Genomic DNA, 18,454 nt, shown 5'->3' with positions numbered 1-18,454 from the left:
GTCCCGCTTGGTGGTGCAGCCGATCAAGGCTGGGGCACAGGCCCGGGGGTGACGCCACGCCGGGCGATCAACGGCTTGAGCCGCGCTTCGCCGACATGCGGACGTACGTGTAGAAGCCGCAGCCCCGGTCGGCGTTCCGCGCCGTGACTTCGTCGGCCAGGACCGGGTCCGCCATGTCGGCCCGAGCCGTCCCTGTCAAAGGTCAAAGGGCAAAGGTCAAAGGTCGAGAAGGATGTCGGCTGTCGGCTGCGAGCAGCAGATGAGGACGCTGCCGCCCGGCGGGGGATCGACAAGATCGAGATCGTAGTCGACCTGGCCCGATACGAGGGCTGTCTGGCAGGTGTGGCAGACGCCGCTGCGGCAGGACCAACGGACAGGAACGTCGCAGGCTTCTGCGAGCTCGAGGAGCGTGCCGTAGCCGGCGTTCCACGGCACCGTGATGTTGCTACGGGTGAAGGTGACCGAGGGGCCGGTGGGGGGTCCGGGAAGGACAGTGGGCATGTGGGGAGCAGGAGCTTCCGTGGGCGCGATGCCCGGAGTGATCGAGCCCGCGGAACCGAAGATCTCCGTGTGGACCTTGGAAGGGTCGGCACCGTCGGCGGCCAGCGCGGACGTCAGACCGTCCATGAAGGTGACCGGCCCGCAGATGTAGGTCTCCGCCTCCGCCGGCAGCCCCAACGAACTCAGTAGCGCGGGAGTGACTCTGCCGACGCTTTGGTAGTCGGATCCTCGCGCATCGACATCGCGTGGCCTGCTGTAGGCGATGTGGCAGTGGCTTGCCGGCAGCTCGGCGAGCAGGGTGCGGACCTCTTGCCCGAAAGGATGCTCGCTGCCGTTGCGTGCTCCGTGGATCCACCACACGGGTCGCGCGTCTTTCGTGGCCGCCAGGTGGCGAAGCATGGCAAGGACGGGAGTCGCCCCTACGCCGGCCGAGATGAGCACCACTGGGCCGGGGGTGGTCCTGAGGACGAAGCTGCCTCGTGGGGCGGCGACTTCGAGAGTGTCGTGAAGCGCTACGTGCCGGCGAAGGTAGCCACTTCCGGCTCCGTTTGTTTCCTGTTTGACACTGATCCGGTAGGTGCCGGCCCCGGGCGTGCCGGACAGGGAGTAGCTGCGGATGACCGGGGATCCCTGTGGGTCGGGGCGCATGCGAACGGTCACGAACTGCCCCGGAAGGGCCGGCGGGAGAGGGCTGTCGTCCTGCGCTCGGAGGGTCAGCGAGAAGACACTGGCGCTTTCCACGGTGATCCGAGTGACCTCGAGTGGACGGAAGCCCTGCCAGGCTGGCGGCGGCGTCCCCGACACCCCGGTCAGTCCGCTGTTCCCGGCACTCATGCCGGTGTCGCGGTCGTCGAGGAGGGACCGCATGGACTGCTTCCAGCCGGGGCTCAGCGCAGGGATGCGCAGGGCACGCTCGAGCTGGGCACGCGGGTGTGCGGACGTGTAGAGGAGCGCGTCGATCTCCCGCACGGTCATGGCTTCCGGACCCGTGCGTGTCCTGACGATCTCGTCGCCGGCTTCGACCACTCCCTCGGTGAGGACCTTGAGATAGAAGCCCGGGCGTCCGTGAGCCACCAGAAGGGCGGGCATCTGTGGTTCGTTCATCCGCAGACCCACCCGATAACAGGTGACGCGGGGCTGGGTGACTTCGAACAGTGCTTCGCCGATGCGGTACTGGTCCCCGATGCACACCTCGTCGTCCGGCAGGCCCTCGACGGTGAAGTTCTCACCGAACTGACCGTGGACGAAGTCGTCACGCTCGAGGTGTTCTTGCCAGTAGCGGTACGAGTCCAACTGGTAGACGAGGACGGCCCTGTGAGGTCCCCCGTGCCCCTTCAGGTCGCCCTGACCGTCTCCGTCGACGTTGAGGCGACGCACCGTCCGTGGCCCGGTCACGGGACGTTTCCAGACGCCCGTATGAGTGATGCGGCCTCTCCACGGTACGTCCTGAGGCATGCCCACATTCACTGCGATCAGTGTGGCCATGTGTGCGTCCCCTGTCGGTATCTTTCGCGCACCGTCCGGACCGGGCCCCTGGGACGGTCGACACATACGTGGGTGGACACAGGAGCCGCCCAGGCCTACTGCAATCGTTACGCTCGATCCAGCGGAACGACAAGCCCGCATCGTTCATCCTACGAGGCGCCCGGCCGTGGTGCCTGGTGCTCACCTCATCGGGCCACTGTGGGCGGCAGGGATGTGACCGGGCCAGGCGTCGGTCCGGGTGTACGGGTTTTCAGTCCCGATCCGCGTGCCATGAAGGCATCCACATCCACGCATCCCTTCGTATGTTCTCAGTAGGTGATGCGCCGGCCGCCCCCCGCCCTTTTCGTCCCGCGGAGTGATGGCGGATGTGACACCCGCCTCCTGACGGCGCGGCCTCGTCAGTGTGTTCGCGTGTGTGAGCCAGGACGGGTCAGACCCGCGACAGCGGTGACCACGAGGGCCAGAGCAGCGAGGCCGGAGATGACGGGCAACACAGCCACGTCGCTTCGCAGTTGATATGCGGCGTTGACGGCCAGTACGACGCCGATGATCAGATAGAGAACGCTCATGCCCCGGCTCGTGGGGACGATCCGCCATGTGTGGTCCCTCATGTCTGCCTCCAACTGGGCGTCGAAATCGTGTAGTTCGCGTTCCCAGTCGGCCAGGAGTCATTCCTGGGTGCTTGCCGTCCCGCTGCGGGAGTGTCGGTTCTCCGTCCCGGACACGGCCCCGGCGGGCTGGGGCCGGGGTCAGTTCCACAGGGTCAGCTTGTGCGGGTTCATCATCATCCGGATGTCGGTCACGGCCCCGGCAGCCTCTTCCAGGGTGACGACGCCGACGATCCGTCCCTCGTCCCACATCGCGAATCCGAGCCCGTCGGGTGTCTCCTGCTCCAGGACCGTGACTCCCGGGTTCTTGCCGAGTGCTCCGAGGAGGAACCGGGCGACCTTCTCCGCTCCGACGACGGGGTTCCGCGCCGCTGTCACCACGCCGCCCCCGTCGGAGCGCAGAACGACCTTCGGGTCGAGGACGGTGATGAGGTCGGCGAGCCGGCCGGTGCGGGCGGCGGCGGCGAATGCCCTGACGATCTCGTCGTGCTCCGCGCGGGAGGCCCGCCGGGCGCGGCTCTGTCGCACCCTGCGGCGGGCCGAGGTGGCGAGCTGGCGGCACGCGGCCGGCGTGCGTCCGACCACGTCGGCGATCTCGTCGAACGGCATCGCGAAGATGTCGTGGAGGACGAACGCGATGCGCTCGGCGGGTGTCATCGACTCCAGCACGACGAGCAGGGCCGTGCTCACCGATTCATCGAGGCTGACGTGCTCGAAGGGGTCCTCGGCGGCGGGCGGCGACGCCGGGAAGGCATGGGCGGGGACCGGCTCCGGGAGCCACGGGCCGACATAGCTTTCGTGCCGTCGGCGTGCCGAGGCCAGGACGTTGAGACAGACCCGGCCAGCCACACGCGTCAGCCACGCCCGGGGGACCTCGATCGCCTCGCGCTCCTCCTCGGTGAGCCGATACCAGCGGACGTATGTCTCCTGCACCGCGTCCTCCGCCTCGGCGACGGTTCCGAGCATGCGGAACGCGAGCGAGACCAGATAGCGTCGCTCGCCGAGTACCTCCGCATGCAGTGCGTCATGCTCATCCGGTTCCATCATGTTCTCCTTCAGCCACCCGAACACCCGAACACCCGACCGCGTAGCCGGGCGCATTGTGAGGCCTCAACCTCACATTCGGGTCTCCTACGAGGTCATGGGGGTATGAACAACGGATATCGACCCACCCTGCTCCTGCCGGCCCCCGCCCGCATCGAGGACACGGCGGTGGCACGGTGAAGATCGCTGTGGCCGGCGCGACCGGCATGCTGGGCAGCCGCGTCGTGGACGCGGTGCGCGCCGCGGGACACGAGCCCGTCTCCATCAGCCGGGGCTCCGGCATCGACCTGATGACCGGCTCCGGCCTCGCGGAGGCCCTGCGCGGGGCGTCGGCCGTCGTCGACGCCTCGGCGACCAGCAGCACCTCGGCGAAGAAGTCCACCGACTTCTTCAGCACCGTCACCCGCAATCTGCTGGCCGCGGAACGTGCCGCGGGCGTGCCGCACCACGTGGCAGTCTCGATCATCGGCGCCGCGAAGGTCGACGCGAACTACTACGCGGGCAAGGCGGCCCAGGAGAAGATCCTCACCGCGGCCCATGAGGGTGGCTGGTCGCTCCTGAGGACGGCCCAGTTCCACGAGTTCGCCAAGCAACTCGTCGGGCACGGCAAGGTCGGCCCGCTGCAAGTGGTGCCGAGCATGCGAGCGCAGCCGGTGGCGGCAGCGGAGGTCGCGGCCGAGCTCGTCACCATCGCCGCGGGCGAGCCCCGCGGCCTCGGGCCCGACCTCGCCGGACCGCGTGAGGAACGGATGGCGGACCTGGTCCGGCGCTACCTGGCGGCAACCGGACAGCGCCGACCTGTCGTCGAGGTGTCGATCCCTGGTGCCTGGGGTCGCGGTATGCGGGACGGGTCGCTGCTTCCGGGACCCGGCGCGCGCCTCGGCCGGCAGACCTTCGACGAGTGGCTGTCCGAGCAGCTCGGCTGACCTGCCCAGGGTCCTTCACGCCGCTTCGGCACGGTGCCGAGGGCCCACAACGCACTCGAAGGCAGCACATGACAGGCAAGAACGCAGCACAGCACGCAGAAGGGTGACCATGCGCGTCTTTCTCGCCGGTGGATCCGGCGTCATAGGAAGCAGACTCATACCGGCGCTGGCGAAGGCGGGCCACGACATCGTCGCGACGACCCGCCGCGCCGAGAATCTGGACCATCTGCGCGAGCGCGGAGCCCGAGGCGTCGTCGTCGACGTCTACGACGCCCCGCGCCTGGCGGCGGTCGTGAAGGAGGCCCGCCCCGCACTCGTCCTGCACGAACTGACCGACCTGAGTGACTTCGACACCGAGGCCAACGCGCGTCTCCGCCGGGCGGGGACGGCGAACCTCGTCGCCGCCGCGGAGGCCGCGGGTGTGGACCGCATGATGGTGCAGAGCATCGCCTGGGCGTACGACGCCGGCGACACCCCCGCCACCGAGGACGAGCCGATCGCGCCGGACTCGGCCGTGGAAGCCATGGAGGGCTCGGTGCGCCGGATGCCGCACGCGACCGTACTCCGCTACGGCATGCTCTACGGGCCCGACACGTGGTACGCCCCCGGCGCACGGATGGCCAACGCGGTCGCCGCCGGTCTGATGACGGCCACTGCGGCGATCACGTCGTTCGTCCACATCGACGACGTGGTCGCCGCGACGGTGGAGGCGATCGACTGGCCCGACGGCGCCTACAACATCGTCGACGACGAGCCGGCCCCGGCCACCGAGTGGCTGCCCGTCTACGCCTCCGGCCTGGGCGCACCCGCACCGGGGGTCGCCGAGTTGCCGGAGGGGGCGCAGAGGGGACGCGGAGCGTCCAACGCCAAGGCCCGCGCGGTCGGTTGGGTTCCGCAGTACGAGTCCTGGCGCGAGGGGTTCCCGCGCCGGAGCTGAGTCCAGTGCTTCAGTGCGGCCGCCGGTCGGCCGATCACCTTACGCACTGATGGCAAAGGGGCGGGAACACGACATCGAGCCGTGTTCCCGCCCCTTTACGACGCGCGGACTCATGCCGCGCGTACTGTCACGCGGGCCGGGGGTGGCGCAGGTGGGCGCGCTCCACGAGCTCCTCGGCGCTGACGTAGGTCAGCATGTCCTTCCCCGGGGTGCAGACCATCACCGCGATGAACGTCGTCCGGGCATCGGGGAGATTATTGGCGGCCTGATAGTGGATGACGTCACCACCGGGCTCCCAGAACGCCTCTCCCGCACGGATGACGCGCTCCGGCTCACCTTCGAGCTCGAAGACGAGTTCACCTTCGACGAGATAGCCGAAGACCGGTCCGGAGTGCCGGTGCGGGGGCGATCCGGCCGATCCGGGCTCGAGCGCGATGCTGACGGTCATGACATGAGAAGGGCCGAGACCGTTCTCGACGTGGGCTTGATCCAACAGCTGCATGACAGGTGCGGGGTCGACCATGTCCGATACTCCTTTCGGGACGACGAATTCGTCCGTCTCCCTGTATGACCGTCGCCGCCCTCGGTATGTGAGGAGGGCAGCGACGGGGTGGTGGACCGAGGCAGTGCGAGTTCTGTGTCCCGGTCAGTGCTTGCTGTGGTGGTTCAGCCAGTCGACGACGTCGGTGGCCGCGCCGCCCGCGCTGCGCGGGGTGAGCACCGAGTAGTGGTCCTTGCCCGGGTACAGCCGGAACTCGACGGGGACACCGCCCCCGCGGGCGTTGCGCACCGCCTGCTCGGTCACCGCGATCCTGATGGACGGGTCGTGGTCGCCCTGAAGCAGCAGCATGGGCTTCGAGGTCTTCTCGCGAGGCACACTCTGCTCGTCGAGCCAGCTCTGCATCTTCAGCGCGGCCTCCGGGGACTGCGGGGCGAACTGGTAGTCGTTCAGCTTGTCGCCGAAGTCGGCGGAGAAGTCCTTCCAGATCTTCGCGGTGCAGTCCTTCTCGACCCGCGGCATCATCGCGAGCGCCTGGCGCCCGAGGAACCGGTCGTACCGAAGCTCGGGATGCACGCTCTTCAAGCCGTGCAGGGCCAGCAGATAGAAACCCCGGTCCACCGGGCCGGGGGTGCCGTAGGAGTAGGCCACCCCGACATTGGTCACCGGAGCCAGCCCGACCGTGCCCCGGAAGTCCAGGCCCCGGCCCCACGTCCTGGCGAGCTCACCGGCCGCGATGGCGGCCTGGCCGCCCTGGGAGTGCCCGACGAAAGTGACCGACCTCGACAGTGTGGGGTCGGCCTGGATGGCGGCGCGGGCGGCGTCGATGACACTGCGGCCCTCGCTGTCGGCCACGATGTAGGGGTGCTCCCCGGCCGTGCCCAGGCCCTCGTAGTCGGTCGCGGCGACCGCGTAACCGGCCTTGAGCAGCTCGGCGAGGAAGGCACCGTATCCGTACAGGTCGATCCTGCCGGCCGCGTCGGGTGTGGTGGACGGTGCACAGCGGTCGCCGATGCCGCTGGAGCCGTGCGCCCATGACACCACCGGCCAGCCGCCCTTCGGTGCCTTGCCCTTCGGTGTGAGCACAGCACCGCTGACCGTGATGTCGTCCCCCTTCAGGGACCGTGAGTGATACAGGATGCGGTCGGCGCGTCCGGCCACCGACGCCAGCGCCGGGTCCAGGTGGGCGAGGGGCTCGGCCGACTCGAGCCGTCCGGCGCCTTCCGGTCCCGTCACCGGGCTCACTCGCGTCGTGGTGGCCGTGCGTGTCACCGCGACCGGGGTGTCGTCGCCGGTGTGCAGGGACAGTGGCACCCCCACAGCAAGGGCCGCGGCCGTGGTCGCCATCACGCCGAGCGTGAGATTGCGGGGCTTCATGCGTTGCACGGAGACTCTCCTGGGATCACACCGGCCCGCGGAAAGCGGGCCGGTTTCCTTTTCCGCCGTCGCCTTGATGACGGGAGGGACCGCGTCCCGCGTGACAGTCCGAGCCGTGACGACGGACACAGAGACTGCTCAGTCCTTCGGTGTGAGCAGTGCGAGCTTGTCCGGGTTCGCCATCCACTGCACGCCGGTGACGCGGTCGTCGGCGATCTCGAACGCACAGACCTGCCACCGCGCTCCGAGGCGGACCTGCAGTCCGCTCTGTCCGTTGAACTCGGCGATCCGGAAATCGACGGAGGACTGCTTGGCGATCGTTCCGATCAGCAGCCGGGCCACGCGCCCGGCACCGTGCACCGGTCGCAGTGCCGCACTGACCTTGCCGCCGCTGTCGCTCCACAGCGTCACGTCCTGGGCCAGCAGCCCTTCCAACGTCGCCCGGTCCCCGGTACGGGCCGCGGCCAGGAACTTCTCCACCAGTTCACGATGTTTGCCCGGGGCGGTGGTGAAGCGGTCATGGCCACCGGCAACACGAGCGGAGCCACGGCGGTACAGCTGGCGGGCATGTGCCTCGCCCAGCCCCAGGATGCCGCCGATCTCCTCGTACGGCAGGTCGAAGGCCTCGCGGAGGACGAACACCGCACGCTCGGGTGCCGAGAGCCGTTGCAACAGCCTCAGCATGGCGAGCGACAGCGTTTCACGCTGCGCGGCGGTCTCGGCAGGGCCCAGCGGACGCCCCTCGTCGGTGAGCACCGGTTCGGGCAGCCACGGGCCGACCTGGGTCTCCCGCTGCCGGTAGGCCAGTCGCATGCGGTCGATCGACAGGCGGGTGACCACCGTGACCAGGAACCGGCGGGGCGCCTCGACGTCCGACCGGTCATCCGCCGACCAGCGCAGCCAGGCCTCCTGCACCACGTCCTCGGCGTCGGCGAAACTGCCCAGCATGCGATAGGCGACGCCCAGGAGCATCCCCCGGTGCTGCTCGAACGCCGTGGCGTCGGTGGCGGCGTCGGTGGCTGGGGCTGTGGCTGTGGAGATGCTCATATGTCCGGTGACAGTCGGCGGGCGCTGACCGCGACCCGATCGCAGGGTTTGATCACGGCGGCTTTCACCATCAGCCGCGTGATGTGGTGGCGTGGGTCGGAGCAGGGCGCGTGCCGCGTCGCCGTTCCGGAATGAACAGGGCAGCGGTGACGAGCACCAGGAGGCAGAGGGACACGACGTTGAGGACCTTGTCGGTGGTGCCGTAAACGTGCAGGTGCTGCATGTGGAAGGCGCAGTGGAGCACGTTGAAGACGAGCCAGGTCGAAGCGGTGATCTGGACGACCATCGTGTGACGTGCGTAGCCGATGGTGATCAGGGCCAGGACCGCCAGCGCGAGGAACATGGCGCCGGTGTCCTTGGCGAGATGCATGTTGTACGGGCCGAGCTGCGGCAGCCAACTGAACCCGAGGCCCGGGAAGTTCGCATACCAGTTCTTCGGCGCGGCATAGGCCCAGCCTCCGGTGTAGAGGCCGACGAGGGCAAGCAGAGCCAGCAGTGCACGGCGAGATGTGAGAGTCATACCCACTACGACAGGACAGAGATCCGATACGTGAGGTCCGATCGTGGTGCGACGTCACCGGGCATTCACCGACTTGGCGTACGGCCCGGACGGCTCGGGCCGTACGGGCCGTACGGGTTCAGGACCAGGCCATCTCGCCGTGGCGGGAGACGAAGCGCCCGGATCCGGCGCCGGGCCCCTCGGTGGCGAGTGCCACGATCGCGTCCGTGCCTTCGGTGACGGACTGGGGGCCGCTGTGGCCGTTGAGGTCGGTCGCGGTGTAGCCGGGGTCGGCGGCATTGACGCGAATGTCCCCGAGCGCCTTGGCGTACTGCGTGGTCAGCATCGTCAGCGCCGCCTTCGAGGACGTGTACAGCGGTGCGACGACGTGCGACTCGGGCCGGTCGGGGTCGTGGGTGAGGGCGAGGGACCCCATGCCGCTGCTCACGTTGACGATCACAGGATCGTCGGAGCGGCGCAGCAGCGGCAGGAACGCGGTGGTGGTGCGGATGACGCCGACAAGGTTGACGTCGTAGACGGCGAGGGCGTCGGCGGCGGTGAGACCGCTGGGATCGCCGGCGGCGCCGTGCACACCGGCGTTGTTGATCAGGACGTCGATCCTGCCCTCGTGCTCGGCGACGTCCGCGGCCGCGGCGGCCACGGACGCGTCGTCCCTCACGTCGATGGGAACGTACCGTGCGCCGAGCGCCGCGGCGGCCTCCTCGCCCTGCTCGTGGTCGCGGGCTCCCACGAGCACGGTGTGACCGCACTCGATCAGGCGGCGGGCGGTCTCGCGTCCGAGACCCTTGTTGGCTCCGGTGATGAAAGTGATCGTCATGCGTTCGATCCTCCTGCGGCCGGGAAGCGCGGGCCAGGGAGACTTCGACGGTAGGAAGGGCAGTACCACCCTCGCGCCCGCCCCGACGACCATGAACGCGGGAGAATGAGGAACATGACGGCAAGACCAGGAAGCGGACTGGGCGCGATGATCCGCACGTGGCGCGACCGGCTGCCCCCGTCGGCCGCCGGACTGCCGACGGCACGAGGGCGCCGCGCGGCCGGGCTGCGGCGCGAGGAACTGGCCGACCTCGCGGGGATGTCGGTCGACTACATCGTGCGTCTGGAACAGGGACGCGCCACCACACCCTCGGCGAGCGTGGTGGCATCCCTGGCGCGCGCCCTGCAACTGTCCACCGCCGAGCGGGACCACCTGTACCGGCTGGCGGACCTGGTCCCGCCGGCGCACGGAACGGTCCCCGATCATCTCCCGCCCGGTGTGCAGCGGGTCCTCGCCCGGCTCGGAGACGTCGCGGTCGCCGTCTTCGCCGCCGACTGGCGGTTGCTCTGGTGGAACCGCGGTTGGGCCGCACTTCTCGGCGACCCCTCCGCCTCGCCGCCGCGCCTGCGCAATTTCGCCCGGGACAGATTCCCGGTCGACGGCAGCCCCGCCCGCCTCGCACTGTGGCCGGTGACCGAGTCGGACCGGCACGCCACCGACGCCGCCGTCGTCTCGGACCTGCGCCGCGCCACCGGCCGCTTCCCCCACGACCCGCGCCTTGCCGCCCTGATCCGCGAACTGATCGCCGGCAACAGCGAGTTCGCCGAGCTGTGGGCGACCGGAGAGGTGGCCTCGCACCGCGAGGACCACAAGACGATCGACCATCCCTCGGTCGGACCTGTCACTGTCGACTGCGACACCCTGACCGACGGCGACTGCGAACTCAAGATCGTGATCATGACTGCCGTACCCGGCAGCGAGGACGAGACCAAGCTCCGACTGACCACCATCGCCGGCCCACCGGCCACCACGCACCACTGATCACTGGTCACTGATCGTTGGTCACTGACCAGTGACCAACCGGCTCGGCACGGCACGGCATCCGTGCCTGGCTGTCGTGCGGGGCCGGGCAGGCGCGATCTGGTTGGCTGATCCCATGAGCGAGACAACTTCCCCTGCCACGGGCGGCATTGACCCCGCAGCGCTGTTCGACGATCCCTACGCCGTCTACGGCCGCCTCCGTGAGGAAGGGCCGGTGCACCGCATCACCGGCACCGACGGTCTTCCCGCCTGGCTGGTCACCCGCTACGACGATGTGCGGCAGGCCCTCGGCGACCGGCGCCTGTCCCTGGACAAACGCCACGCCCCGCCCGGCGGCTACCGCGGGATGGCCCTGCCGCCCGCGCTGGACGCCAACCTGCTGAACATGGACCCTCCCGACCACACGCGGATCCGCAGGCTGGTCTCCCGGGCGTTCACCCCCCGGCACATCGAGGAGCTTCGCGAGCCCGTCCGGCGTACCGCGGAACTCCTCCTCGACGCCTGCGCCGGCGACGAGGAGTTCGACCTGATCGCCGCCTACGCCGCCCCTCTGCCGATCACCGTCATCTGTGACCTCCTGCGCATCCCGGGGGACAACCGGTACGACTTCCGCGCCTGGACCGACGCGCTGATGGCACCCGACCCCACACGGCCGGCCCGGGCCCGCGACGCCGTCGGCCGTCTGCTGGCCTTCTTCACCGGCCTCGTCGCGGACAGGCGAAGGCACCCGGGCGACGACCTGCTGTCCGCACTCATCGCCGTACGCGACGAGGAGGACCGCCTCAGCGAGGACGAGTTGATGTCCTTGGCCTTCCTCATCCTCGTCGCCGGATACGAGAACACCGTCCACCTGATCGGCAACGCCGTCGCCGCGCTGCTCGCCCACCCCGCGCAACTGGCCGCACTGCGAGCGGATCCGGCTCTGCTGGACGGGGCGGTGGAGGAACTCGCCCGCTAAGACGGCCCGATGCCGCTGGCCGTCCGGCGTTTCCCCGTGGAGGACGTCGCCATCGGTGGTGTCACCGTGCCCGCGGGGGAGACGGTGCTGCTGTCCCTTGCCGCCGCCCACCGGGACCCGCGCCGCTTTCCCGAGCCCGACCGGCTCGACCTCACCCGCGACGCCACCGGGCACCTCGCCCTGGGCCACGGCATTCACTACTGCCTCGGCGCCCCGCTCGCCCGCATGGAGACGTCGGTCGCACTCACCGCGCTCTTCGACCGCTTCCCGGACCTGACACTCGCCTGCCCTCCGCAGGACCTGCGGCACCGCGCGTCCATGCGCTCGCGCGGCCTCGTCACCCTGCCCGTGCGGCCCGGGTCGCAACAGCCGGCGCTCTAGGCGGGCACCCCGTCCTCCGGTGAACTCCCCAGGTCCGCCCAGGTGCGCCCAGATCCGGGCCCATCCGGTCGGGCCGGGCCGGCCCGACCGGGGCGTGGCCTGCCCCTGCCCCGCTGCCGCCCTTGGAGGCGCCGTTCACGTACTGAGCGCTGTCCAGGCGGCGGCGCCGTTCGAGGGCAGGAGTCGGGCGAGCCAGTCGGTGCGGGTCCGACGCGCCGTGGCCGAGATGGTGGCCTGCGGACACAACGCGTCGAACCCGTGGAAGCCGCCCGCCCAGACGTGGAGTTCGGCCTGGCCGCCGGCCGCCCAGATGCGGCCGGCGTACTCGGCGTCCTCGTCGCGGAACACTTCGGCGGAGCCGGTGTCGATGTAGGTGGTCGGCAGGCCCGAGAGATCGTCGGCCAGTGCGGGGGAGACGTAGGCCGGCACCTCGTCGCCGGTGAGGTCGCCGAGGACGGCCAGCCATCCGAACTCGTTCATCTGGCGGGTCCAGACGCCGGGCTCGCCGGTGTACTGGTGGCTGGAGGTGCTCGTGTTCCGGTGGTCGAGCATGGGACAGATCAGTATCTGCGCGGCGATCGCCGGAGTACCGAGATCGCGGGCCAGCAGGGTGACGCCGGCGGCGAGGCCACCGCCCGCGCTGGCCCCGGCGACGACGATCCGGGCCGGGTCGATGCCGAGTTCGGCGGAGTGTTCGGCGACCCAGAGCAGTCCCTGGTAGCAGTCGTCGACCGGTGTGGTGCCGGTGGCCTCCGGCGCGAGCCGGTAGTCCACGGAGACGACGACCGCGCCGCACTCGTCGAGCCACTCCAGGGGGATGTCGAGCTGCGAGAAACGGTCGCCCATGACCATCCCGCCGCCGTGCATCCAGTAGACACAGGGTGCGGCGTCGGTGCGATCGGTGCGCGTGGGGCTGAGAACCGACAGGGGGATCGCGGTGCCGTCCTTGGCGGGCACGGTGATCTCGCGCCGCTCGACCTGCCGGTGCGCGAGGAGGGAGTCGACGGGCGTCGCAGGGAACTGGCGGAGTCGGGCGAGACCCTCTGCGTCGAGCTGGGGCATCAGCGGTATGTCGGCCAGAAGCTCACGGAGTTCGGGGTCCAGGGCGGGGCGGGATGTGGTCACGGTCGTTGCCTTTCGTCGCCGGGCGGTGCCGGACGGTGGGACAGGGGAGGGGGCTGATTCGGCAGGCGTCGACGGGCCTGCGGGCCGTCGGGTCGACGGGCGGGGGATCCGGGGTTCAGAAGACGGCCCTGCCGTGGACCGGGATCTAGTCGCTGTACTGGAGCTCCTCGGCCGGCGGTCCGTCGATCCCGGCCACGACGGCCTGGGCGGCCGCGCCGGCGAAGACGCGGTGGTGGTCCTCCTCGCTGGTCCAGCCCTCGATGATGTGGACGACGTCGGGGGCGGACGCGGAGCGGGAGACGAGGTGGACGACGCAGTGTTCGCTCGCGGCGGGGCCGCCCTCGTCCAGGCCGGTCAGCAGCAGCTCGACCAGTCGGTCGCCCATTCCAAGCCTGGCGGTCAGGGTGGCGTGGAAGCCGTGCGTGGCAATCACGGAAGTCTTCTCCTGTGTCGGTGGAATGAAGTGATTCCATTCAACTGCCCTGACCTGCGGAAACGTTAGAACGATGCTCGCTGCCCCTTGCACAATCCTCCCGGCCGCGCGAGCCGGGACAACCGAGGGTGCTGCAATGGACGCATGTGCCTCGAAGAACTCCGCACCCTGCTGGCCCGACATGCCCGCACGGACTGGACCACGGCCATCGACGGCGTTCTGATCTCGAAGGTCGACCGGCCGGATCCGCCGGCACCCGCCATGACAGGGACGGTGCTCGCGGTCATCGCCCAGGGCGCCAAACGCCTCGCGCTGGGCGATCGGGTCTTCACATACGGCGCCGGGCAGTACCTGGTCGCCTCCGTCGATCTGCCCGTCACCGGGCAGTTCACCCAGGCCGCCCCCGAGCGGCCGGCCCTCGGCTTCGGACTCGCGCTGGAACCCTCCGCCGTCGCCGAACTGTTGCTGCGGGCCGGTCCCGGCGACATTCCCCGCGCCGGCGCGGGCACTCCGTCGGGCATCGCCGTCAGCGACGCCCCGCCCGCGCTGCTCGACGCGGCGGTCCGCCTGCTGCGCCTTCTCGACGAGCCCCGCGACCGCGCCGTACTGGCCCCATTGGTCGTACGCGAGATCCTATGGCGGCTGATCACCGGCGAGCAGGGTGCGACGGTGCGTCAACTCGGCCTCGCCGACAGCGGCCTCAGCCATGTCTCGCGGGCTGTGCGCTGGATCCGCGAACACTACGCGGAACCCTTCCGGGTCGAGGACGTGGCGCGCCTGTCCGGCATGAGCGTCTCCGCCTTCTACCGCAACTTCCAGGCGGTGACTGCGATGAGCCCCATCCAGTTCCAGAAACAGATCCGGCTCCAGGAAGCGCGGCTGTTGCTCGCCACCCACCCCGGTGACGTCACCGGGGTGGGCCACCGTGTCGGCTACGACAACCCGTCGCAGTTCAGCCGCGAGTACCGCCGCCAGTTCGGCGCACCCCCCAGCCGGGACGCGATTCGTCTCCGCGACGCTCCGGTGGGCGTCCTGCCCTGAGCGGAAGAACCTCACGGAGGAGGATCGTGCAAGGGGAAGCGAGGATCGTTCTACTGTTTGCGCAGGTCAGCGCGATTCAATGGGATCAGTAGTTCTCCGCGGGGCGGGAAAGAGCCTGGCCCACCGCGGATCCCACCATCTCGCGAGGATCCCAGCATGAAGACAGTCCTGATCACCGGTGCGTCATCCGGATATGGGCGGGAGACCGCCCTCCACTTCCACTCCCAGGGATGGAACGTCATCGCCACGATGCGCACTCCGCGTGCCGGCATCCTGCCCGAGTCGGACCGACTGCGTGTCATCCCGCTCGACGTCACCGAGCCCGAGACCATCGTCGCCGCGTTCGAGACGGCCGGTCCTGTCGACGTCCTGGTCAACAACGCGGGCATTCCCTCGTTCGGAGTGTTCGAGGGAACCCCCATGTCCCGCGTGCGGGAAGTCTTCGACACCAACACCTTCGGCGTGATGGCGACGACACAGGCGGTGCTGCCCCAGTTCCGCGAGCGCGGCTCCGGCGTGGTGGTCAACGTGACCTCCAGTGTGGTGCTGGGCCACATGCCGCTCTCAGCTGTCTACAAGGCCAGCAAGATGGCCGTCGAAGGGTTCACCGCGTCCCTCGCACTCGAACTCGCGCCCTTCGGCGTGGGAGCGAAGACGGTCGAGCCCGGCGCCTGCCTGACCACGAACTTCGCAGCCAACGCGACGAAGGGCGCCGCGCCGGACGAGTTGATCCCGGCGCCCTACGCACTATGGGCGAAGGAGGCCATGGCCGACTTCACGGGCCAGGTTCTGTTCACCAAGGAGAGCGACGTCGCCGAGACGGTCTGGCGAGCCGCGCACGACACGACCGGCCAGCTCCGCTTCCCGGCCGGCCCCGACGCGGTCCTGCTCGCCCAGGCGAAGTGACCGGCCGGTGGAGGACTGGCTCCGCACGTGCTCCGTGAGATCGGTCCTTCAGGACTGTCCACCCCTGTCCATGGTCTGCTCCATGCCCACGTGGACGTGGAGAGGGTCGTCGTCCACGTGGACGTGGAGAGGGTCCTCGCCGTGGGTCCGGCTCTGTCGCCCGCCGCAGTGTCGCCGCACGTCAGCCACTTCGATGTCACGTGCATCCATCAGCCTCTCCATCGACCCCGGGAATACCCGCTGTCCTGCGCCCTGGTTCCATTCCGCTGTGTGAATGACCGGCCGACGGTGCGTCGTTGAGCGCGTCGCCGCGGTTCCCGGTCCGCTTCTCTCGCAATTCACCTTTTGCGTCAGCGTGTGTGGCGGCCGGGTGGGGCCCCGTCAGGAAGGGGCGCTTTCAACGAGACGGGACCTCGTTGCTCCAGTAGAGTGACGTGCGGGACGTGCTCTTCCCGGTCACCCTTTGTCACTGGTCATGCCGTCGTCCTCTTACTCTTCTGCGGCTTCCCGGCCTTCGCACTCGACATCCGGTTGGGGCACTGAACGCTGTCATCAGGCTGAGTTCACGCACCACGAGAGGGGATGTCATGCCTTTCGTCACCGCCAACGACGAGACGCAGATCTTCTACAAGGACTGGGGATCGGGCCGACCGGTGGTCTTCTCCCACGGCTGGCCCCTGAACGCCGACGCCTGGGACGGTCAGATGAAGGTGATGGCGGACAACGGTTTCCGCGCCATTGCCCACGACCGGCGTGGAGGCGGACGTTCCGGCCAGCCCTGGGACGGCAACAACCTCGACCAGTACGCCGACGACCTCGCGGCAGTCATCGAATCCCTCGACCTGCGGGACGTCATTCTGGTCGGCCACTCCACCGGCGGAGGCGAGGTCACCCGCTACATCGGCCGGCACGGTACGGGGCGGGTCGCCAAGGCGGTACTGGTCGGTGCGATACCGCCGCTGATGCTCAGGACGGAGGCCAACCCCGAGGGCCTGCCGCGTGACGTCTTCGACGGAATCCGCGCCGGCGTCGCATCGGACCGGTCCCAGTTCTACCGGGATCTCAGCGGTCCGTTCTACGGCGCCAACCGCGACGACTCGACGGTCACCCAAGGCACTCGCGACCAGTTCTGGCTCTGGAGCATGGGGGTGGGCATCAAGGGCGCCTACGACTGCGTCAAGGCCTTCTCCGAGACCGACCTCACCGAGGACCTCAAGAAGATCGACGTGCCCACGCTCATCGTGCACGGGGACGACGATCAGATCGTTCCCATCGTGGCGTCCGGGGACAAGAGTTCCAAGCTGGTCAAGGACGTGGACTACAGAATCTACGAGGGCGCACCGCACGGCCTGGCCATGGTGCCGAAATACGCCGAGCGGTTCAACGCCGACCTCCTCGCGTTCGCGCGCGACTGACACACGCACTGGGGGACGCTCGATCACGGCCTCGTGTCGGGGCCGTGCCGGGCCGACGGCCCCGGGCGCCCTTCGCGTCCGGGGCCGGTCGGCTCAGGTCGGGGTGTGGGTGCCCGGTGGGGAGCCGGCGCAGGGTGTCCGGGTCAGCGCAGTCCGCCCGAGGCGAAGACGACGTCTCCGGTGATCCACGCGGCGTCCGCGGAGGCGAGGAGTGCCACCGCGGAACCGATGTCTTGCGGCTGCCCGAGACGGCCCAGGGGCGTGATGCGGCTCACCGCGGTGACGCTCTCCTCGTTGATGAGGCCGGCCGCCCGGGAGCCCTCGGTGTCGGTGGCGCCCGCCGCTATGGCGTTGACCCTGATGTTCCGTGCCCCGAGTTCGTTGGCCAGGACTCGGGTCAGCTGGGTGACGGCCCCCTTGGTGGAGGTGTGGAGGGCCGATCCCGGACTGTTGCTGGAGATTCCGGAGGTCGCGATGTTCACGATCGACCCGCCGTCCCCGGGAACCTGCTTGACGAAGGCCTGACAGGTAAGAAATGCGCCGAGCACGTTGGTTCGGTACTGCCGATCGAATTCGCTCGGCGTGATGTCCTCCAGGGGTTGGAAAGAATAGACCGCCGCATTGTTCACCAGTATGTCGACGGGGCCGAAAGCGGCATTGGCTTCGGCGAAAATACGCTCGACGTCCTCAGGATCTCCGACGTCGCCGGCCACTGGCGTGGCTTTTCCGCCGTTTTTGATGATCTCGGCCACGGCGGAATCCGCGGACGTACGGTCGGTCGCGTAGTTGACCGCGACCGCCGCACCGCCGGCGGCGAGCGCGGATGCGATTCCCCGGCCGATGCCCTTGCCGCCTCCGGTCACCAGGGCGACTCGTCCTTCCAGGTCGACCATTCATCCGCTCCTTTTTCGGTGCTGACTGCCTTCCCGGGAAACGGTATGCAGGAGGCCCAGCCGTCGGAAGAACGTACTTTTTAGTAAGCTCTTTCCTCATGAACCGATCCACGACGGCGGCTGCCGGCGACCGGGAGCAGGTGCACTCGCGGCACGACGTCTCCGCCGCCGACTGTGCGGCCAGGCCGATCTTCAAAGACATCACCAGCCGCTGGGCCGCTCTGGTGATCACCGCGCTGCAGGAACGACCGCACCGCTTCGCGCAGCTCACTGCCCGTATCGGCGGCGTCAGCGAGAAGATGCTCACCCAGACCCTGCGGGCCCTCACTCGGAACGGGCTCATCAGCCGCACCGCCACCGCTACCGTGCCGGTGCAGGTCACCTATGACTTGACCGATCTGGGGAGAGACATCGCCCCGCGCATTCGAGAGCTGGTCCTCTGGGTCAATCACCACACGAGCACGATCCAGGCGGCTCAGGTCGCCTACGACGCCGACATGCCGGAGGCGCCCGCTGTGGCGAACAGCCGGCGCTGAGGGCAGGGCCCGACGGATCGACGA

Annotated in this window: 18 protein-coding genes and 1 pseudogene; 8 read left to right on the top strand and 11 right to left on the bottom strand. The window is 69.2% G+C overall.

The genetic code is table 11. The annotated features are described in order from the left end of the window. Nucleotides 1-216: 216 nt before the first annotated feature. From QFZ64_RS03430 to sigJ (QFZ64_RS03420), 3 genes are all read right to left on the bottom strand, one after another. Nucleotides 217-1,956 (bottom strand): MOSC and FAD-binding oxidoreductase domain-containing protein, encoded by a 1,740-nt coding sequence (locus tag QFZ64_RS03430; RefSeq protein ID WP_307062160.1) that lies wholly within the window; start codon nt 1,954-1,956, stop codon nt 217-219. Between the two features lie 428 nt (nt 1,957-2,384). Beyond that, a complete protein-coding gene (locus QFZ64_RS03425) occupies nt 2,385-2,597 on the bottom strand; it encodes a hypothetical protein (RefSeq protein ID WP_307062159.1) in 213 nt (70 codons plus the stop codon). A gap of 138 nt (nt 2,598-2,735) precedes the next feature. Then, nucleotides 2,736-3,641, bottom strand: coding sequence for an RNA polymerase sigma factor SigJ (gene sigJ, locus QFZ64_RS03420; RefSeq protein WP_307062158.1), 906 nt, complete (start codon nt 3,639-3,641; stop codon nt 2,736-2,738). Nucleotides 3,642-3,814: 173 nt separating this feature from the next. On the opposite strand from sigJ (QFZ64_RS03420), the gene QFZ64_RS03415 reads away from it, so the two are divergent. Continuing rightward, a complete protein-coding gene (locus QFZ64_RS03415) occupies nt 3,815-4,564 on the top strand; it encodes an SDR family oxidoreductase (protein WP_307062156.1) in 750 nt (249 codons plus the stop codon). A gap of 109 nt (nt 4,565-4,673) precedes the next feature. Further along, nucleotides 4,674-5,501 (top strand): NAD(P)-dependent oxidoreductase, encoded by an 828-nt coding sequence (locus QFZ64_RS03410; RefSeq protein WP_307062155.1) that lies wholly within the window; start codon nt 4,674-4,676, stop codon nt 5,499-5,501. 127 nt (nt 5,502-5,628) lie between these two features. On the opposite strand, the gene QFZ64_RS03405 is transcribed toward QFZ64_RS03410, so the two are convergent. The 5 genes from QFZ64_RS03405 to QFZ64_RS03385 all read right to left on the bottom strand — a co-directional run bounded on the left by QFZ64_RS03405 (nt 5,629) and on the right by QFZ64_RS03385 (nt 9,761). After that, nucleotides 5,629-6,024: a cupin domain-containing protein gene (locus QFZ64_RS03405; protein ID WP_373430539.1), complete on the bottom strand. Its 396-nt coding sequence runs from the start codon at nt 6,022-6,024 to the stop codon at nt 5,629-5,631. Between the two features lie 123 nt (nt 6,025-6,147). Next, nucleotides 6,148-7,377, bottom strand: coding sequence for a S9 family peptidase (locus QFZ64_RS03400; RefSeq protein WP_307071552.1), 1,230 nt, complete (start codon nt 7,375-7,377; stop codon nt 6,148-6,150). 138 nt (nt 7,378-7,515) lie between these two features. Then, the gene (gene sigJ, locus QFZ64_RS03395; protein WP_307062152.1) at nt 7,516-8,424 is read right to left on the bottom strand and encodes an RNA polymerase sigma factor SigJ; all 909 of its coding nucleotides are present in this window, start codon (nt 8,422-8,424) and stop codon (nt 7,516-7,518) included. A 70-nt stretch (nt 8,425-8,494) separates the two neighbouring features. Continuing rightward, a complete protein-coding gene (locus QFZ64_RS03390; protein WP_307062151.1) occupies nt 8,495-8,944 on the bottom strand; it encodes a hypothetical protein in 450 nt (149 codons plus the stop codon). A 118-nt stretch (nt 8,945-9,062) separates the two neighbouring features. Further along, the gene (locus QFZ64_RS03385) at nt 9,063-9,761 is read right to left on the bottom strand and encodes an SDR family NAD(P)-dependent oxidoreductase (protein WP_307062149.1); all 699 of its coding nucleotides are present in this window, start codon (nt 9,759-9,761) and stop codon (nt 9,063-9,065) included. Nucleotides 9,762-9,875: 114 nt separating this feature from the next. Between QFZ64_RS03385 and QFZ64_RS03380 the strand changes: the two genes are divergently transcribed. Together QFZ64_RS03380 and QFZ64_RS03375 are read left to right on the top strand one after the other, a co-directional pair. Then, nucleotides 9,876-10,742 (top strand): helix-turn-helix transcriptional regulator, encoded by an 867-nt coding sequence (locus tag QFZ64_RS03380; protein ID WP_307062147.1) that lies wholly within the window; start codon nt 9,876-9,878, stop codon nt 10,740-10,742. 115 nt (nt 10,743-10,857) lie between these two features. After that, nucleotides 10,858-12,081, top strand: a pseudogene (locus tag QFZ64_RS03375) (cytochrome P450). A 135-nt stretch (nt 12,082-12,216) separates the two neighbouring features. On the opposite strand, the gene QFZ64_RS03370 reads toward QFZ64_RS03375, so the two are convergent. Next, a complete protein-coding gene (locus tag QFZ64_RS03370; RefSeq protein ID WP_307062145.1) occupies nt 12,217-13,206 on the bottom strand; it encodes an alpha/beta hydrolase in 990 nt (329 codons plus the stop codon). A 145-nt stretch (nt 13,207-13,351) separates the two neighbouring features. After that, nucleotides 13,352-13,639: an antibiotic biosynthesis monooxygenase gene (locus tag QFZ64_RS03365; RefSeq protein WP_307062143.1), complete on the bottom strand. Its 288-nt coding sequence runs from the start codon at nt 13,637-13,639 to the stop codon at nt 13,352-13,354. 144 nt (nt 13,640-13,783) lie between these two features. Here QFZ64_RS03365 and QFZ64_RS03360 point away from each other — a divergent pair, with 144 nt between their 5' ends. From QFZ64_RS03360 to QFZ64_RS03350, 3 genes are all read left to right on the top strand, one after another. After that, entirely contained in the window at nt 13,784-14,680 is an 897-nt protein-coding gene (locus QFZ64_RS03360; protein WP_307062141.1) for an AraC family transcriptional regulator, read from the top strand. Nucleotides 14,681-14,836: 156 nt separating this feature from the next. Further along, nucleotides 14,837-15,586: an SDR family oxidoreductase gene (locus QFZ64_RS03355; RefSeq protein ID WP_307062140.1), complete on the top strand. Its 750-nt coding sequence runs from the start codon at nt 14,837-14,839 to the stop codon at nt 15,584-15,586. Nucleotides 15,587-16,173: 587 nt separating this feature from the next. Further along, nucleotides 16,174-17,001, top strand: a complete 828-nt coding sequence (locus QFZ64_RS03350) for an alpha/beta fold hydrolase (RefSeq protein WP_307062138.1) — start codon at nt 16,174-16,176, stop codon at nt 16,999-17,001. A 143-nt stretch (nt 17,002-17,144) separates the two neighbouring features. Here the strand turns inward: QFZ64_RS03350 and QFZ64_RS03345 are convergent, their stop codons facing one another. After that, nucleotides 17,145-17,894 carry a glucose 1-dehydrogenase gene (locus tag QFZ64_RS03345; protein ID WP_307062136.1) on the bottom strand — a complete coding sequence of 250 codons (750 nt, stop codon included), beginning with the start codon at nt 17,892-17,894 and terminating at the stop codon, nt 17,145-17,147. A 98-nt stretch (nt 17,895-17,992) separates the two neighbouring features. Here QFZ64_RS03345 and QFZ64_RS03340 point away from each other — a divergent pair, with 98 nt between their 5' ends. Next, nucleotides 17,993-18,430 (top strand): helix-turn-helix domain-containing protein, encoded by a 438-nt coding sequence (locus QFZ64_RS03340; RefSeq protein WP_307062134.1) that lies wholly within the window; start codon nt 17,993-17,995, stop codon nt 18,428-18,430. Nucleotides 18,431-18,454 lie beyond the last annotated feature (24 nt).

It is taken from the genome of Streptomyces sp. B3I8 (genome assembly GCF_030816915.1).
GTDB lineage: Bacteria > Actinomycetota > Actinomycetes > Streptomycetales > Streptomycetaceae > Streptomyces.
Note: the sequence above shows the minus strand (reverse complement) of the source record. Positions and strands in the feature narration are given on the sequence as shown.

What these genes read in the sequence shown, in the direction of transcription:
- QFZ64_RS03430 (WP_307062160.1), bottom strand. Translation starts at nt 1,956, where the DNA reads ATGCCTCAGGACGTACCGTGGAGAGGCCGCATCACTCATACGGGCGTC.
- QFZ64_RS03425 (WP_307062159.1), bottom strand. Translation starts at nt 2,597, where the DNA reads ATGAGGGACCACACATGGCGGATCGTCCCCACGAGCCGGGGCATGAGC.
- sigJ (WP_307062158.1), bottom strand. Translation starts at nt 3,641, where the DNA reads ATGATGGAACCGGATGAGCATGACGCACTGCATGCGGAGGTACTCGGC.
- QFZ64_RS03410 (WP_307062155.1), top strand. Translation starts at nt 4,674, where the DNA reads ATGCGCGTCTTTCTCGCCGGTGGATCCGGCGTCATAGGAAGCAGACTC.
- QFZ64_RS03405 (WP_373430539.1), bottom strand. Translation starts at nt 6,024, where the DNA reads ATGGTCGACCCCGCACCTGTCATGCAGCTGTTGGATCAAGCCCACGTC.
- QFZ64_RS03400 (WP_307071552.1), bottom strand. Translation starts at nt 7,377, where the DNA reads ATGAAGCCCCGCAATCTCACGCTCGGCGTGATGGCGACCACGGCCGCG.
- sigJ (WP_307062152.1), bottom strand. Translation starts at nt 8,424, where the DNA reads ATGAGCATCTCCACAGCCACAGCCCCAGCCACCGACGCCGCCACCGAC.
- QFZ64_RS03390 (WP_307062151.1), bottom strand. Translation starts at nt 8,944, where the DNA reads ATGACTCTCACATCTCGCCGTGCACTGCTGGCTCTGCTTGCCCTCGTC.
- QFZ64_RS03385 (WP_307062149.1), bottom strand. Translation starts at nt 9,761, where the DNA reads ATGACGATCACTTTCATCACCGGAGCCAACAAGGGTCTCGGACGCGAG.
- QFZ64_RS03380 (WP_307062147.1), top strand. Translation starts at nt 9,876, where the DNA reads ATGACGGCAAGACCAGGAAGCGGACTGGGCGCGATGATCCGCACGTGG.
- QFZ64_RS03360 (WP_307062141.1), top strand. Translation starts at nt 13,784, where the DNA reads ATGTGCCTCGAAGAACTCCGCACCCTGCTGGCCCGACATGCCCGCACG.
- QFZ64_RS03355 (WP_307062140.1), top strand. Translation starts at nt 14,837, where the DNA reads ATGAAGACAGTCCTGATCACCGGTGCGTCATCCGGATATGGGCGGGAG.
- QFZ64_RS03350 (WP_307062138.1), top strand. Translation starts at nt 16,174, where the DNA reads ATGCCTTTCGTCACCGCCAACGACGAGACGCAGATCTTCTACAAGGAC.
- QFZ64_RS03345 (WP_307062136.1), bottom strand. Translation starts at nt 17,894, where the DNA reads ATGGTCGACCTGGAAGGACGAGTCGCCCTGGTGACCGGAGGCGGCAAG.
- QFZ64_RS03340 (WP_307062134.1), top strand. Translation starts at nt 17,993, where the DNA reads ATGAACCGATCCACGACGGCGGCTGCCGGCGACCGGGAGCAGGTGCAC.